Source organism: Staphylococcus kloosii (genome assembly GCF_003019255.1).
Classification (GTDB): Bacteria; Bacillota; Bacilli; order Staphylococcales; family Staphylococcaceae; genus Staphylococcus; species Staphylococcus kloosii.
This window is the reverse complement of sequence record NZ_CP027846.1, coordinates 2,285,660-2,300,040: the sequence shown is the minus strand read 5'-3', so window position 1 is coordinate 2,300,040 and position 14,381 is coordinate 2,285,660. Positions and strand designations below refer to the sequence as shown.

Sequence of the window (14,381 nt, the reverse complement as noted above, 5' to 3'; positions counted from 1 at the left end):
GATTAAAGAAAAAAGCTAGAACATTAGTTGTCCTAGCTTTAACAGGTTAATTTTAAATTATTTGAGTTTTTGAAAGTCCTAGTTACCAAGGAATTATACCTAAAATTAAGGCAACAAATATCATAAATAAACTGGATCCTATCGCCCATTTAATTACGATACGTTGGTTACGTCCATACTCGATATCTAACATCCCAACTAAAAGATAACCAGCTGCATATAAAGGACTTAGTACGTGCAATGGTTGTCCGAGTACTGATGCTCGTGCCATGGCAACTTTTGATATGCCAAATTGGTGTGCCGATTCAGCTAAAATTGGAAGTACGCCATAATAAAATGGGTCATTAGCCATAAAGTAGGTGAACGGTCCACTTAAAATTGCTGTAATAAGTGCAAAATGACTGCCCAATGCTTCTGGTATTATTTGTACTAATGTATGTGCCATTTCGTCTACCATTTTTGTGCCATCCATAATACCTGTAAAGATACCAGAGGCGAATACTAAACTTATAACTGCTAACACATCACCAGCATGTTTTTTAACAACAGAATTTTGAATACTTAAATTTGGATAGTTGATTAACAGCGCTACACCAAACCAAACCATAAATAAGACTGGAATAGGTAATAACTCAATAAGTAAACATACTATTAAAGAAATAGTTAATATTGCATTTGGAATAATCATTTTTGGTCGTTTTAACAATGAATCTTCTTTAGAATCGACCATTTGTATATCATCAGTATCGATATCTGTTGCAGAGTTTATATATTTTTTAGAACGGTTACCTAATATTACTGCAACAGCTAATGCGAAAATAATACCTGCAATCATTGCTGGAATAATTGGAATGAATACATCTTCAGTTTGTAAGTGCAAAGAAGAAATTGCACGTGCCGTTGGGCCACCCCAAGGAAGCATATTCATTACACCAATAGATAATAAAGCTAGTGTTGATAATATGTAATAGCTCATACCGATTTTTTTATAAAGTGGCATCATGGCTGTGACGGTGATGATAAATGTAGTTGTACCGTCCCCATCTAATGCGACCATTGAGGCTAAAAGTACAGTTCCTATTGCTATTTTGACTGGATCCCCTTTAACTACTTTAATAATTAATTTAATGACAGGTTCGAATAGTCCGGCGTCTATCATTACTCCAAAATAAAGAATAGCGAACGTTAACATAATACCTGTAGGTGCTACGGTACCAATACCATCTAACATGAATTTGCCTATACCAGCATAAAAACCACCGATTAATGCAAATATTGTTGGAATTACAATTAATGCGATTAAAGCTGACATTTTTCTTGTCATAATTAAAATCATAAAAACTGCAATCATAATAAAACCTAAAATTGCTAAATACATAAACTCCCCCCTTATTTTTTACATTATAGCGCTTTCATTAAAATTTTGATATTAAAAATCATAAAAATCATAAAATTCTTTCCTGTTTTTTTAAAACATAAAAAAATACAGTTAATAATTAAAAATAAATAACTATTATCATTAATTATTAACTGTTCTTTATTTAATATGTATTTGTTATATAAGTGTTTTCCAAAAGGGATATAGAATAACAATAAGTGAAAAAAGGGTCACTACGATAGCAAAGATATTCGCTATTTTATCACCATTTAAAAGGGCGGAAATATTAAAAATTAATACACCAGCAATAAATAGTAATCCAACAACCATTGTCATGTTACCACCTAAAACATTTGCAACCACAAATAGAGGAATCGCCAATGTAACCAAAGATAAAAACAGTGATAATAAAGTGCTCGAATGATTCATATTAAACATCCTCTCTAAATACTTTAATTGTGTTTACTGAATTCGGACATAATAAAATAATATATTTTTGTAATTTTTATTACAAGTTAAAGTGTATAAATTTCCTTGTTTTAGAGTATAAAAGAAGTGTTTATTTATCGCTACATTTAAGAAGGGATTTCTTTTAAATGATAAACTAACCAATGTTGGTCTACGTAATGTTGATTATACTTTCTAGCATGTTGTTCTACAGTTAGTACTTCGAAGTCTAAATCACTGAAAAATACTTTAGCAGTAATATTATTAGAAGCAACGGAAGCTAAGATGATTTCAATTTCTTGTTCTTTACAATAATTAAATACCTGTTCGATTAATTGTGCCGCTAATCGTTTACGATCTTCGATATCATCGGCAATGATGCCCATGTTTTCTAAAAACAGTTTGTGTGAAAGACCATGTATTTTAATATTACATAGTGTCGTTGCAGCAATTAATTGTTCATTGGAAAAAGCCCCAATAATAATGCAATTACTATTATCTGGTGCAAATGCAGGTTTTAAATTTTCTTCAGAAGAGAGTTCTAAGTCATAAATCCCCCATGAAAACACGTCACCACTCTTGTGTAATACATATGATATAAATTGTTGATATGTAATTAAATCGCTATTAGTTAGTATGCGAAAATGAGCCATTGTAGCCCTCCTTCAAAAAGTGGATTATATTAGGAATTAAACGTATGTATAGTTAATATTATTTTTATAATAAAGGATAAATTATTCAATAGCAATCTTTTATATACATAAAACTTAATAATATTTGACAATATATATATTTAATACAAACCTATCTTTCATCTTTAAATTTATTAATGAATTTGCGGGGATATCTAAATTTTAAGAGATACATTTAAAATACATAAAAAAAATACTATAAAAGGCTACAGCCTTTTATAGTATTTGATGTTAAGTGAACTTTTTATTGTTCGAAAGCTTAACTTACAACTTCAACGTTTAAATTAACGTCGATATTGCCACGTGTTGCTTTTGAATATGGGCAAAAATCGTGAGCGTCTTGTAAATATTTTTCAGCATCAGCTTGAGATAATACATCTTTTACTTTTGCATCAATGTCGACGCTTAGTTTTGGACTTTCTGCATCTGGGTCATCTTCTAATCTAACTGTTAACGTAACTTCTGGTTCAGCACCACGTACTTTATTTTGTTTTAAAATTAAGTCAAAAGCACCATTAAAGCAAGAAGCATAACCTGCTGCGAATAATTGTTCAGGGTTTGTACCTTTACCAGCGTCTGCTTGATCTGGAGGGATGACTGCAACATCTATTGCTTTATCATCAGTTTGAACGTGTCCTTTACGTCCACCTGTATTTGTAGCTTTAGTTTCATATTTAACTGCCATTATAATTCCTCCTCATATCTAGTTATATATAAAGTGTACCCCAAATTTTGAAAGTTCAATCATGAGTAATTAACTCGATTTTAATAATATTTTTACTAGACCGGTTTCAGTAGTTGTCATTATAGTATAATTTAAGCTAAAATATGGCTTATTATATTAAGAAATAGAAGGTGAAAGTCGTGACACATGTAGACATTGCTGTAACAATAGCACCAGAAAACAAGTTAGACGAAGAAACACTTACTAACTTAAAGCAGTACAATGAAGATATTGATATTATAGAATTACGCATTGATCAGTGGAATGACATTGATGTTAATTTAATTGACACCATTCAACAACAAATTAAAGATTTAAATAAACGTCTACTTATTACTTATAGAACAAGTATTCAGGGTGGGAATGGTCATTTAAATGGTGATGCGTATTATCAAATGCTGAATTCATTAATAGAAGTTAGTCATTACGATTTAATAGATATAGAATTTGATAAAAAAAGTGATAAAGAACGATTAGCTACGATTATTTCAGCAGCCCAAAATAAAGACTTAGAAGTTGTTCTTTCCTATCATGATTTTGAACAAACACCTAAATTGGACGAATTAAAACATTTATATTATAAAATGCAATCATTGAGTCCAGATTATATTAAAGTTGCTGTCATGCCTAAAAATAAACAAGACGTAACCAATCTTTTAATGGCAATGTCTGATTCTGCCGATTCAGTTAAACCACGTGTGATAGGTATTGCGATGTCGAAATTAGGATTGGTAACACGTACGACACAAGGTGTCTTTGGTGGTACAGTTTCATATGGTTGTTTAGATACACCAAAAGCCCCAGGACAAGTTCATGTAAGCGTGTTAAGAGAACAATTAAAAATATACGAGTAATTTGAAAATACGCCGATTGTATCTTATAATTGAAAATAGTTATCATTAACGAAAGGGCGATAGAGAATGGAACTACAAGATGCAATCGCTAATAGAAGAAGTAGCAAAATATTTAAGAGAGATATGCATATCGATGATGAGGCATTGTATCAAGCCATAAAACAATCATCCGATGCACCAAATCACGGTTTAAGAGAACCTTGGCGTGTTGTGCATATCGCTAAAGATAGATTAGGTGACATGAGTAAAGCAATTTCAGATAAAGCATTTCCACATCAAAAGGATAAACAACAGGATCATTATAAAACAGTGACAAAATTAGGTGGTATGTTAGCACTAATCGTTAAAGATGATCCAAGACAAAAAGAAAATTTAGAAAATTATCTAGCTTTTGGTACATTTGCGCAAAATTTAATGCTATTACTTCATGAAGCGCATATCGGTACATGTTGGAAAACACCTCCATATATTTTTATGCCACAAGTAAGAAAAGAATTAGGCGTTAAAGATGATGAAAGTTTGGTGGGCTTTTTATATTTAACGGATATGCAAGATGACATGCCACATGCACCACGTCATACGCATAATATTATTACCGAATTTTAATTCGTAAATAATCTATGTAATTACACGATGGATTAATATAAATTGTAAGTACAAGATTTAGTGTCTTAAAAATAGAGCAGTAGCCACTTTCGTCTAAGAAAGCGGCTACTTTTTTGTAAAACTATATAAAAACAACTTATTGCTAACTGATTTAATCAGTGAAATGAGTTGTTATTTGTTTTCTGGCTTGAATTATTTATCTAATCAAAGGATAAATTAATTAAATGTCTCAGCTAAGAAAGACTCAACTTGTTCAGGAGATTTTGCATTTGCCGAATGTAAATGAGCTAATTTTTCTCCATTTTTAAATACTAATAAACTAGGAATACCCATGACCTCATTATCTGCGGCAACATCTTCTAGCTCATCTCTATTGACTGTATACCAATTGTAATCATTATATTTTTCTTGTATTGGATCGATCCACATATCCATTGCTTTACAATCAGGACACCAGCCGGCCTCGAATTTAACAATTACTGGATTATCGCTATTTATAGTAGTGTTAAAATCATCATTTGTTTTAATAGGTTGCATAATAACGCTCCTTTTTTTAATTTATTAATTTTTATTATAACGAATAATTATTATTAATTAAAAACTTTAAGCTTAAAATTAAGAGCGTTTTTAATATAATTCTGCTATATTAGTGATAACAACGTATAGGAGGTACAGAAATATGATTAAATTTTACCAATATCCTAATTGTACTACTTGTAAAAAAGCGGCTAAGTTTTTACAAGCATATGGTGTTAGTTACGAACCAATCGATATCGTTCAACACACACCAACGAAAAGTGAATTTAAAGAAATTATTGAACGTACAGGCATTGAAGTGAATAAACTATTTAATACACACGGCGCAAAATATCGTGAGTTAGGTCTAAAAGATAAGTTGAGCTCAATGTCAGACAATGATAAGTTAGATTTGTTAGCTCAAAATGGCATGCTTGTTAAACGCCCATTAGCTATATCTGGAGATAAAGCAACAGTAGGTTTTAATGAAGAAGTTTATAAAGAAACTTGGTTGTAATCAACAGAAGTAATAGTAGGGTGTTTATATATTAGACACATGTTTATCACTACATGTCGTTTATTATTTTATTTTTATTATAAACAGTTGCCTTTAAGCATCGTCATATGGCATCATAAAAGTGTAAAATCATATAGGAGGGGATACTTGTGGCAGTACCGAGCGAATTAAAATATTCTAAAGATCATGAATGGGTTAAAATTGAAGGCAATACAGCAACAATTGGTATTACTGAATACGCACAAAATGAATTAGGAGATATCGTTTTTGTTGAATTACCAGAGGTTGACGATGAAATTAATGAAGGAGATACTTTTGGTAGCGTAGAATCAGTTAAAACTGTATCAGAATTATATGCACCTCTTTCAGGTAAAGTCTTAGAAGCAAATGAAGAATTAGAAGATAGCCCTGAATTCGTAAATGAATCACCATACGAGAAAGCTTGGATGGTTAAAATAGAAGTTACTGATGAAAGTCAATTAGACGGTTTATTATCAGCTGAACAATATTCAGAAATGATAGGCGAATAATAAAAAAGTTGAACTCCTTGATATTTATATCTAGGAGTTTTTATTATTATGACAAAATTTATTACAACGTAAGCATATTTTTGGTCGTTTGATAATAATTCATGTTTAATGAACAAATACATCGTGGAATAGTATAGTAAAGTATAGATAATCGACTTTGAGAAGGTGGATGTCATGACTCTATTAAATAAAGTAATTGTCGTTGAAGGTAAATCAGATAAACTGCAAGTAAACAAAGTGCTTGATGAACCTGTACAGATAATATGCACTCACGGTACCATGAGTATTGATAAAATTGATAAAATGATTGACACACTTTATGATAAACAAGTATTCATCTTGGTTGATTCAGATGATGAAGGTGAAAAAATTCGTAGTTGGTTCAAAAGATATTTAAGTGAAAGTAAACATATAAAAGTAGATAAACAATATTGTGAAGTAGCACGATGTCCTAAACCTTATTTATCTAGGTTATTAGAAAAAAATGGCTTTATAGTTAAAGACGAAGAACAGTTAGACAAAGCACAATTAGAAAATATAGCTGAAAGGGTAAGTTTGATAACATGAACGTAACAAAAGAACAACGAGTTAATGTAGAAGAACATTTCAATGAAGAAAAACATTTAATTTTTGGATATACACCTACATGTGGTACGTGTAAAGTTTCAGAAAGAATGTTAGATATCGCGAACGACATTTTAAAATTACCAATCACTAAGATTGATTTGAATTTACATCCTGATTTTAGTCAACAACATGAAATTCAATCAGTCCCTGTTCTAATGGTGATGTCAAAAGGTTCAGAACTAAAACGATTATACGCTTTTCAGTCTGTTCCTTATTTGTTAGAAAATTTAAAAAAATAATTGACGAAACATTAGTGTAATGGTAGGATTAAAAATAATTAAATTATGTAACTCTTATCGAGAGAGGTGGAGGGATGTGCCCTATGAAGCCCGGCAACCGTCTAATTAATAGAAATGGTGCCAATTCACATAAAGTTAAACTAACTTTAAAAGATGAGAGAGGGTATGTATTGCTTTCTCTATTCTGGATAAGATAGGGGAAGCATTTTTTAGTTTATCGAGCATTACAAGGAGGCAATCACAATGATTGAGTTAAATCAAATCGTCAAACGTTATAAGACGAAAAAGCAAGAAGTTCTTGCTGTCGATCATGTTGATTTAAACATAGAAACTGGCTCAATTTTTGGCGTGATTGGTTTTTCAGGAGCGGGAAAAAGTACTTTAGTTAGACTTTTAAACAATTTGGAACAGCCAACATCTGGTGATGTCATTATTGATGGAGACAATATAGGACAGTTGTCTAAATCAGCATTACGTCAAAAACGTCAAAAAGTAAGCATGATATTTCAACATTTTAATTTATTATGGTCTAGAACCGTATTAAACAATATTACGTTCCCTTTAGAAATTGCTGGCGTATCACGACAACAAGCAAAAAAGAGAGCGCAAGAATTAATCGAGCTTGTAGGCTTGCAAGGAAGAGAAAACGCATATCCTTCGCAGCTATCAGGTGGGCAGAAGCAGCGTGTAGGTATTGCACGTGCGCTTGCAAATGAGCCAACTGTATTACTTTGCGATGAGGCGACAAGTGCATTAGACCCTCAAACGACAGACGAAATTCTTGATTTACTGTTGAAAGTTAAAGAACAAAGCAATATAACTATTGTAATAATCACTCATGAAATGCATGTAATTCGTCGCATTTGCGATGAAGTTGCGGTAATGGAGAGTGGACGAGTGATTGAACAAGGTACAGTTAATGATGTTTTTGAACACCCTAAACATCAAGTGACAAAACGTTTTGTTAAAGACGATTTGAATGATGACTTTGACGAATCTATCGATGACTTAGGTGCATTACAGCCTGGAGATTACATAGTAAGATTAAACTTTGTAGGCAATAATACTACAGAACCAATCGTTTCATATATAACTAAGACACATAATATTGATGTGAATATTTTAGAAGCCAATATTAAAAATAGTAAAAATGGTTCAATTGGATTTTTAGTATTACATTTACCAAATGTAGGCACTAATCAATTCGACACTTTCAAAGAAAACCTAGAGTCGCAACAAGTATCAGTGGAGGTGTTACGTCATGGGTAAGTCATTTGGAGAAATTTTACAAGAGATGCTAACAATGCCAAATGTACAATGGCCTGAAGTTTGGCAAGCAACATATGAAACGTTATACATGACAGTGATTTCGACTATTTTTGCGTTTATTTTCGGTATTATTTTAGGAGTACTGTTATTCCTATCGGCGAGAAGTAAATCCAAAACTGCGCACGTGTTTTATACGATTGTGTCATTTGTCGTTAACTTATTTAGAGCGATTCCATTCATTATCTTAATTTTGCTACTCATTCCATTTACAAGCATAGTTTTAGGGACAATAAGTGGACCAACTGGTGCATTACCAGCATTAATCATAGGTTCAGCGCCATTCTATGCTAGATTAGTTGAAATTGCATTCAAAGAAATTGATAAAGGTGTTATTGAAGCGGCATGGTCTATGGGTGCTAATACTTGGACAATCGTAAGAAAGGTACTATTACCAGAAGCGATGCCAGCATTAGTCTCAGGTATCACCGTTACTGCAATTGCTTTAGTTGGTTCAACAGCAATCGCAGGTGTAATTGGTGCAGGAGGATTAGGGAACTTAGCATATTTAACTGGATTCACGCGTAACCAAAATGATGTCATTTTAGTTTCAACAATTTTAATTTTAATCATAGTATTTATTATCCAATTCATTGGTGATTGGGCTACAAATAAAATCGATAAAAGGTAAGATGAAAGGGGACTTAACATGAAAAAGTTTTTAAGTTTAGCGTTAGTTGCAATTTTAGCAGTAGTACTAGCAGCTTGTGGTAAAGGCGGAGATGATAAAAAAATTACTGTAGGTGCATCACCATCACCACATGCTGAAATCTTAGAAAAAGCTAAGCCTTTATTAAAAGATAAAGGTTATGATTTACAAATTAAAACGATCAACGATTACACAACACCTAACAAATTGTTAGATAAAGGCGAAATTGACGCTAACTATTTCCAACACACACCATATTTAAACACTGAGAAAAAAGACAAGCATTATAAAATTGAATCAGCTGGTGACGTTCATTTAGAACCAATGGCTGTGTATTCTAAAAAATATAAAAGCTTAAAAGATTTACCAAAAGGCGCTACGGTTTATGTTTCAAATAACCCAGCTGAAGAAGGTCGTTTCATTAAATTCTTCCAAGATGCTGGATTAGTTAAAGTTAAAAAAGGCGTGAAAATTGAAGATGCTAAATTTAGCGACATTGTAGAAAACAAAAAAGACATTAAATTTAACAACAAACAATCAGCTGAGTACTTACCTAAGATCTATCAAAATCAAAAAGCTGACGCAGTAATCATCAACTCAAACTTTGCTATTGACCAAAAATTAAGCCCACGTAAAGATTCAATCGCTTTAGAAAAATCTGAAGACAATCCTTATGCTAACTTAATAGCTGTTAAAGAAGGTCATAAAGATGATAAGAAAGTTAAAGCTTTAATGGAAGTTTTACAATCTAAAGAAATCAAAGACTACATTAATAAGAAATACGACGGTGCGGTAGTACCAGCTAAATAATAAAGCAATAAACACTCCCTTATCTTATGAAAAGGGAGTGTTTTATAATATTGTACTACCATCAAAATGGAACACAGTAAAAGAAAATAAACGTATATAGCACCTGTTTTGTTGTTATAAATATTAAGTTAAATGGAGTAGCTAAATAGTGTGAATAGCCATTGAGAACAAACGTTTAATCATTATCAGTTACTTTTAGAAAGTAAGGCTTAATAAAAATAGTTGCTTTATAATAATTATTATAAAATACCACGCCAAAAGGTTTATATTAGCTAGTAAGTGCGTTATAATTAGACGATGTAATGCGTTTGCAGTTTTTTGACTGTAGATTAAAATTATTATAAACTAGTAAGGAAAACATATTATTTATTACGGAGGGAATATGTATGCCATCAACATTAGAGATCAAAGACCTACATGTGTCTATTGAAGATAAAGAGATTTTAAAAGGTGTTAACTTAACAATTAATACTGGTGAAATTCATGCAATTATGGGACCAAATGGTACAGGTAAATCAACATTATCATCTGCAATTATGGGTCACCCAAGTTTCGAAGTAACTCAAGGTGAAGTTCTTTTAGACGGCGTGAATGTTTTAGAACTAGAAGTTGACGAACGTGCAAAAGCTGGTTTATTCCTAGCTATGCAATATCCTTCAGAAATTACAGGTGTTACAAACGCTGACTTCATGCGTTCTGCAATTAATGCGAAACGTGAAGAAGGAGAAGAAATCAATTTAATGCAATTCATCAAAAAATTAGATAAAGAAATGGATTTCTTAGACATCGACCAAGATATGGCTCAACGTTATTTAAACGAAGGTTTCTCTGGCGGTGAGAAAAAACGTAATGAAATTCTTCAATTATTAATGTTAGAACCAAAATTCGCAATCTTAGATGAAATCGACTCTGGTTTAGACATCGATGCGTTAAAAGTTGTTTCTAAAGGTATTAATGAAATGCGTGGAGATGAGTTTGGTTCATTAATCATCACTCACTATCAACGTTTATTAAACTACATTACACCTGATAAAGTACACGTAATGTTCGGCGGAAAAGTCGTTAAATCAGGCGGACCAGAATTAGCTAAGCGTTTAGAAGAAGAAGGTTACGAATGGGTTAAAGAAGAGTTCGGTGCTACAGAATAAGTCTCAACTCATATTTATTTGTATAACTGATTGTTCTTAGTCAGTATATCCAAAACAAGGCAACAACTAATCATCTTAATGGGAGGAAAATAGTATGACGACTGAAACTTTGAACATTTCTGAAGCGCAACTTGTTGAATATTCACAAGCCCATAATGAACCTTCTTGGATGACGGAATTACGTAGAGAAGCGTTGAAATTAACTGAAACTTTAGAAATGCCAAAACCAGATAAAACTAAAATAAATAGATGGGATTTTGACTCATTTAAACAATTTGAAACAACAGGTGAAGCGTACGATGATTTAGATGCGTTACCTGAAGAAGTAAGAGCAATTATCGATGTTGATAAATCAGAAAACTTGATTATCCAACATAATAATTCATTAGCTTTTACACGTGTTTCTCAATCAGCTAAAAAAGATGGCGTAATTGTAGAAGGCTTATCAGAAGCTTTAGTTAACCATCCTGATTTAGTACAAAAATATTATATGAAAGACGCGGTTTCTATTGACGAACACCGTATTACTGCTTTACACACAGCATTAATGAATGGCGGGGTTTTCGTCTATGTACCTAAAAATGTAGTCGTAGAACATCCAATTCAATATGTCGTATTACACGATGATGAAAATGCTAGTTTTTATAACCACGTAATCATTGCTACTGAACAAAGTGCTGAAGTAACTTACGTTGAAAACTATCTTTCAAATGCAAGTGGCGAAGGAAACCAACTAAATATCGTATCAGAAGTAATTGCTGGACCTAACTCAAATATTACTTATGGTTCAGTGGACTATTTGGATAAAGGCTTTACTGGTCATATTATTCGTAGAGGTACTGCAGATGCAGATGCAACGATTAATTGGGCATTAGGCTTAATGAACGAAGGTAGTCAAATTATTGATAATACTACAAACTTAGTAGGTGACCGTTCAACAAGTGAATTAAAATCAGTTGTTGTAGGTACTGGTGATCAAAAAGTAAACCTTACTTCTAAAATCGTTCAATACGGTAAAGAAACAGACGGTTACATTTTAAAACATGGTGTTATGCGTGAAAATGCATCATCTGTATTTAATGGTATTGGTTACATCAAGCACGGCGGTACAAAATCAATCGCGAACCAAGAGTCTCGTGTTTTAATGTTATCTGAAAATGCACGTGGTGATGCTAACCCTATCTTATTAATCGACGAAGATGATGTTGAAGCAGGACATGCTGCATCTGTTGGTCGTGTTGACCCAGAACAACTTTATTATCTAATGAGTCGCGGTATCTCACAAAGAGAAGCTGAAAGACTTGTTATTCATGGTTTCTTAGACCCTGTTGTTAGAGAATTACCTATTGAAGATGTTAAACGTCAATTACGTGAAGTAATCGAATTAAAAGTAAACAAGTAATAAACCTTAGCACAGTCACCTTATGATAAAGTGATTGATATAAAATTGTATGAAGTACTTGTTAGTAACTTCAACTAAGGTCTAATCAGAGATTCTTAATTAAGAAAGGTCTGTGGGTAATGTGACCGAATCATTAAATGTACAAGAAATTATTAAAGACTTTCCTATTTTAAACCAACAGGTTAATGGGAAACGTCTCGCTTATTTAGATACTACAGCAACAAGTCAAACTCCCGTTCAAGTATTAAACGTACTTGACGAGTATTATAAAAAGTATAATTCTAACGTTCATCGTGGTGTACACACGTTAGGTTCACTAGCTACTGATGCTTATGAAGGTGCACGTGAAACAGTAAGACGTTTTATAAATGCGCGCTACTTTGAAGAAATTATCTTCACACGTGGTACAACAGCATCTATTAATGTAGTTGCACGTAGTTACGGTGATGCTAATTTACAACCTGGAGATGAAATTGTTGTTACCGAAATGGAACATCATGCCAATATCGTGCCATGGCAACAATTAGCTAAACGTACTAATGCTAAACTTAAATTTATTCCAATGACAGCTGATGGCGAACTAGATATCGAAGATGTTAAAGCAACAATCAATGATAATACTAAAATTGTAGCTATCGCTCACGTATCAAACGTATTAGGTACGATTAACGATGTTAAAGCAATAACTGAAGTAGCACATGAACATGGTGCTGTTATAAGTGTTGATGGCGCACAAGCTGCACCACATTCTGCTTTAGATATGCAAGATTTAGATGTCGACTTTTATAGCTTTAGTGGCCATAAGATGCTTGGACCAACAGGGATAGGTGTCTTATATGGTAAACGAAAATTATTACAAGAAATGGAACCTGTTGAATTTGGTGGAGACATGATTGACTTCGTAAGTAATTACGACGCAACATGGGCTGACCTACCAACTAAATTTGAAGCAGGTACGCCATTAATTGCACAAGCTATTGGTCTTGGTGAAGCGATTAAGTATCTAGAAAATTTAGGTTTCGATGCTATTCATAAGCACGAAAAGCAATTAACTGAGTATGCTTATGAACAAATGTCTACTGTTGATGGTATTGAAATATATGGACCGCCAAAAGATCGTCGTGCTGGAGTAATTACTTTTAATATTAAAGATATTCATCCACACGATGTAGCTACAGCTGTCGACACAGAAGGCGTAGCAGTACGTGCGGGTCACCATTGTGCGCAACCATTAATGAAATGGTTAAATCAATCATCAACTGCACGTGCTAGTTTTTATATTTACAACACGACTGAAGATATTGATCAATTAGTTGAAGCGTTGAAGCAAACGAAGGAGTTTTTCTCATATGAATTTTAATAATTTAGATCAATTATATCGTTCAGTTATTATGGATCATTATAAAAACCCTAGAAATAAAGGGAAATTAGATAATGGCACGATGACTGTAGATATGAACAATCCAACATGTGGGGATCGTATCAATTTAACGTTCGATATCGAAGATAATGTTATAAAAGACGCTAAATTCGATGGAGAAGGCTGTTCTATTTCTATGTCTAGTGCTTCAATGATGACGGAATCAATTAAAGGCCATACTTTAGCAGAAGCTATGGAAATGAGCCAAGAATTCACTAAGATGATGCTTGGTGAAGATTACGAAATTACTGAAGATATGGGTGACATTGAAGCGCTACAAGGTGTTTCACAATTCCCTGCACGTATTAAATGTGCAACATTAGCTTGGAAAGCATTAGAAAAAGGCACAGTTGAAAAAGAAGGTAAAACAGAAGAATAATCATTGTAATACGTTGACAAAGTGTAATATGCCATTCAAACTAGAATAAACAACATGAATACGCTAAGGTGATTAAACTAGCAAATGTTTAATGTAACTTGGTAGTGGCATAGATGA

18 protein-coding genes and 1 riboswitch are annotated in these 14,381 nt (G+C 32.7%); of the genes, 13 read left to right on the top strand and 5 right to left on the bottom strand.

Annotated elements, in window-relative coordinates:
- Positions 1–82: 82 nt before the first annotated feature.
- From C7J89_RS11445 to C7J89_RS11430, 4 genes are all read right to left on the bottom strand, one after another.
- The gene (locus C7J89_RS11445) at positions 83–1,378 is read right to left on the bottom strand and encodes a CitMHS family transporter (protein WP_106884412.1); all 1,296 of its coding nucleotides are present in this window, start codon (positions 1,376–1,378) and stop codon (positions 83–85) included.
- A gap of 177 nt (positions 1,379–1,555) precedes the next feature.
- The gene (locus C7J89_RS11440) at positions 1,556–1,807 is read right to left on the bottom strand and encodes a hypothetical protein (protein WP_061855180.1); all 252 of its coding nucleotides are present in this window, start codon (positions 1,805–1,807) and stop codon (positions 1,556–1,558) included.
- 146 nt (positions 1,808–1,953) lie between these two features.
- A complete protein-coding gene (locus C7J89_RS11435; RefSeq protein ID WP_103294885.1) occupies positions 1,954–2,478 on the bottom strand; it encodes a GNAT family N-acetyltransferase in 525 nt (174 codons plus the stop codon).
- A 298-nt stretch (positions 2,479–2,776) separates the two neighbouring features.
- Positions 2,777–3,202, bottom strand: coding sequence for an organic hydroperoxide resistance protein (locus C7J89_RS11430; RefSeq protein WP_061855178.1), 426 nt, complete (start codon positions 3,200–3,202; stop codon positions 2,777–2,779).
- Positions 3,203–3,381: 179 nt separating this feature from the next.
- Between C7J89_RS11430 and aroD the strand changes: the two genes are divergently transcribed.
- A complete protein-coding gene (aroD, locus tag C7J89_RS11425; protein WP_103294886.1) occupies positions 3,382–4,095 on the top strand; it encodes a type I 3-dehydroquinate dehydratase in 714 nt (237 codons plus the stop codon).
- A gap of 66 nt (positions 4,096–4,161) precedes the next feature.
- A complete protein-coding gene (locus C7J89_RS11420) occupies positions 4,162–4,701 on the top strand; it encodes a nitroreductase family protein (RefSeq protein ID WP_103294887.1) in 540 nt (179 codons plus the stop codon).
- Positions 4,702–4,917: 216 nt separating this feature from the next.
- On the opposite strand, the gene C7J89_RS11415 is transcribed toward C7J89_RS11420, so the two are convergent.
- Positions 4,918–5,238: a thioredoxin family protein gene (locus C7J89_RS11415; protein WP_103294888.1), complete on the bottom strand. Its 321-nt coding sequence runs from the start codon at positions 5,236–5,238 to the stop codon at positions 4,918–4,920.
- A gap of 142 nt (positions 5,239–5,380) precedes the next feature.
- Here C7J89_RS11415 and C7J89_RS11410 point away from each other — a divergent pair, with 142 nt between their 5' ends.
- The 11 genes from C7J89_RS11410 to sufU all read left to right on the top strand — a co-directional run bounded on the left by C7J89_RS11410 (position 5,381) and on the right by sufU (position 14,264).
- Positions 5,381–5,734, top strand: a complete 354-nt coding sequence (locus C7J89_RS11410; protein ID WP_061855174.1) for an arsenate reductase family protein — start codon at positions 5,381–5,383, stop codon at positions 5,732–5,734.
- A 149-nt stretch (positions 5,735–5,883) separates the two neighbouring features.
- On the top strand, positions 5,884–6,264 hold the full coding sequence (gene gcvH / locus C7J89_RS11405; RefSeq protein WP_061855173.1) for a glycine cleavage system protein GcvH: 381 nt from the start codon (positions 5,884–5,886) through the stop codon (positions 6,262–6,264).
- 174 nt (positions 6,265–6,438) lie between these two features.
- Entirely contained in the window at positions 6,439–6,831 is a 393-nt protein-coding gene (locus tag C7J89_RS11400; RefSeq protein WP_103294889.1) for a toprim domain-containing protein, read from the top strand.
- On the top strand, positions 6,828–7,130 hold the full coding sequence (locus tag C7J89_RS11395; RefSeq protein ID WP_061855171.1) for a thioredoxin family protein: 303 nt from the start codon (positions 6,828–6,830) through the stop codon (positions 7,128–7,130). The genes C7J89_RS11400 and C7J89_RS11395 overlap by 4 nt, the downstream gene beginning before the upstream one ends.
- Positions 7,131–7,181: 51 nt before the next feature.
- Positions 7,182–7,290, top strand: a riboswitch (SAM riboswitch).
- Between the two features lie 83 nt (positions 7,291–7,373).
- On the top strand, positions 7,374–8,399 hold the full coding sequence (locus C7J89_RS11390; protein ID WP_061855170.1) for a methionine ABC transporter ATP-binding protein: 1,026 nt from the start codon (positions 7,374–7,376) through the stop codon (positions 8,397–8,399).
- On the top strand, positions 8,392–9,087 hold the full coding sequence (locus C7J89_RS11385; RefSeq protein WP_061855169.1) for a methionine ABC transporter permease: 696 nt from the start codon (positions 8,392–8,394) through the stop codon (positions 9,085–9,087). Before C7J89_RS11390 ends, C7J89_RS11385 begins: the two co-directional genes overlap by 8 nt.
- An 18-nt stretch (positions 9,088–9,105) precedes the next feature.
- Complete coding sequence (locus C7J89_RS11380; protein ID WP_103294890.1) at positions 9,106–9,915, top strand: MetQ/NlpA family ABC transporter substrate-binding protein; 810 nt, start codon at positions 9,106–9,108, stop codon at positions 9,913–9,915.
- A gap of 386 nt (positions 9,916–10,301) precedes the next feature.
- On the top strand, positions 10,302–11,063 hold the full coding sequence (gene sufC / locus C7J89_RS11375) for a Fe-S cluster assembly ATPase SufC (protein ID WP_061855167.1): 762 nt from the start codon (positions 10,302–10,304) through the stop codon (positions 11,061–11,063).
- 94 nt (positions 11,064–11,157) lie between these two features.
- Complete coding sequence (gene sufD, locus C7J89_RS11370; RefSeq protein ID WP_061855166.1) at positions 11,158–12,465, top strand: Fe-S cluster assembly protein SufD; 1,308 nt, start codon at positions 11,158–11,160, stop codon at positions 12,463–12,465.
- Between the two features lie 121 nt (positions 12,466–12,586).
- Positions 12,587–13,825 (top strand): cysteine desulfurase, encoded by a 1,239-nt coding sequence (locus C7J89_RS11365; RefSeq protein ID WP_172459011.1) that lies wholly within the window; start codon positions 12,587–12,589, stop codon positions 13,823–13,825.
- Positions 13,815–14,264: a Fe-S cluster assembly sulfur transfer protein SufU gene (gene sufU / locus C7J89_RS11360; protein ID WP_061855164.1), complete on the top strand. Its 450-nt coding sequence runs from the start codon at positions 13,815–13,817 to the stop codon at positions 14,262–14,264. Before C7J89_RS11365 ends, sufU begins: the two co-directional genes overlap by 11 nt.
- The last annotated feature ends 117 nt before the right edge of the window (positions 14,265–14,381 follow it).

Bases quoted from the DNA above. Each gene is read 5' to 3' on its own strand.
- C7J89_RS11445 (WP_106884412.1), bottom strand. From the start codon at position 1,378: ATGTATTTAGCAATTTTAGGTTTTATTATGATTGCAGTTTTTATGATT.
- C7J89_RS11440 (WP_061855180.1), bottom strand. From the start codon at position 1,807: ATGAATCATTCGAGCACTTTATTATCACTGTTTTTATCTTTGGTTACA.
- C7J89_RS11435 (WP_103294885.1), bottom strand. From the start codon at position 2,478: ATGGCTCATTTTCGCATACTAACTAATAGCGATTTAATTACATATCAA.
- C7J89_RS11430 (WP_061855178.1), bottom strand. From the start codon at position 3,202: ATGGCAGTTAAATATGAAACTAAAGCTACAAATACAGGTGGACGTAAA.
- C7J89_RS11420 (WP_103294887.1), top strand. From the start codon at position 4,162: ATGGAACTACAAGATGCAATCGCTAATAGAAGAAGTAGCAAAATATTT.
- C7J89_RS11415 (WP_103294888.1), bottom strand. From the start codon at position 5,238: ATGCAACCTATTAAAACAAATGATGATTTTAACACTACTATAAATAGC.
- C7J89_RS11410 (WP_061855174.1), top strand. From the start codon at position 5,381: ATGATTAAATTTTACCAATATCCTAATTGTACTACTTGTAAAAAAGCG.
- C7J89_RS11400 (WP_103294889.1), top strand. From the start codon at position 6,439: ATGACTCTATTAAATAAAGTAATTGTCGTTGAAGGTAAATCAGATAAA.
- C7J89_RS11395 (WP_061855171.1), top strand. From the start codon at position 6,828: ATGAACGTAACAAAAGAACAACGAGTTAATGTAGAAGAACATTTCAAT.
- C7J89_RS11390 (WP_061855170.1), top strand. From the start codon at position 7,374: ATGATTGAGTTAAATCAAATCGTCAAACGTTATAAGACGAAAAAGCAA.
- C7J89_RS11385 (WP_061855169.1), top strand. From the start codon at position 8,392: ATGGGTAAGTCATTTGGAGAAATTTTACAAGAGATGCTAACAATGCCA.
- C7J89_RS11380 (WP_103294890.1), top strand. From the start codon at position 9,106: ATGAAAAAGTTTTTAAGTTTAGCGTTAGTTGCAATTTTAGCAGTAGTA.
- sufC (WP_061855167.1), top strand. From the start codon at position 10,302: ATGCCATCAACATTAGAGATCAAAGACCTACATGTGTCTATTGAAGAT.
- sufD (WP_061855166.1), top strand. From the start codon at position 11,158: ATGACGACTGAAACTTTGAACATTTCTGAAGCGCAACTTGTTGAATAT.
- sufU (WP_061855164.1), top strand. From the start codon at position 13,815: ATGAATTTTAATAATTTAGATCAATTATATCGTTCAGTTATTATGGAT.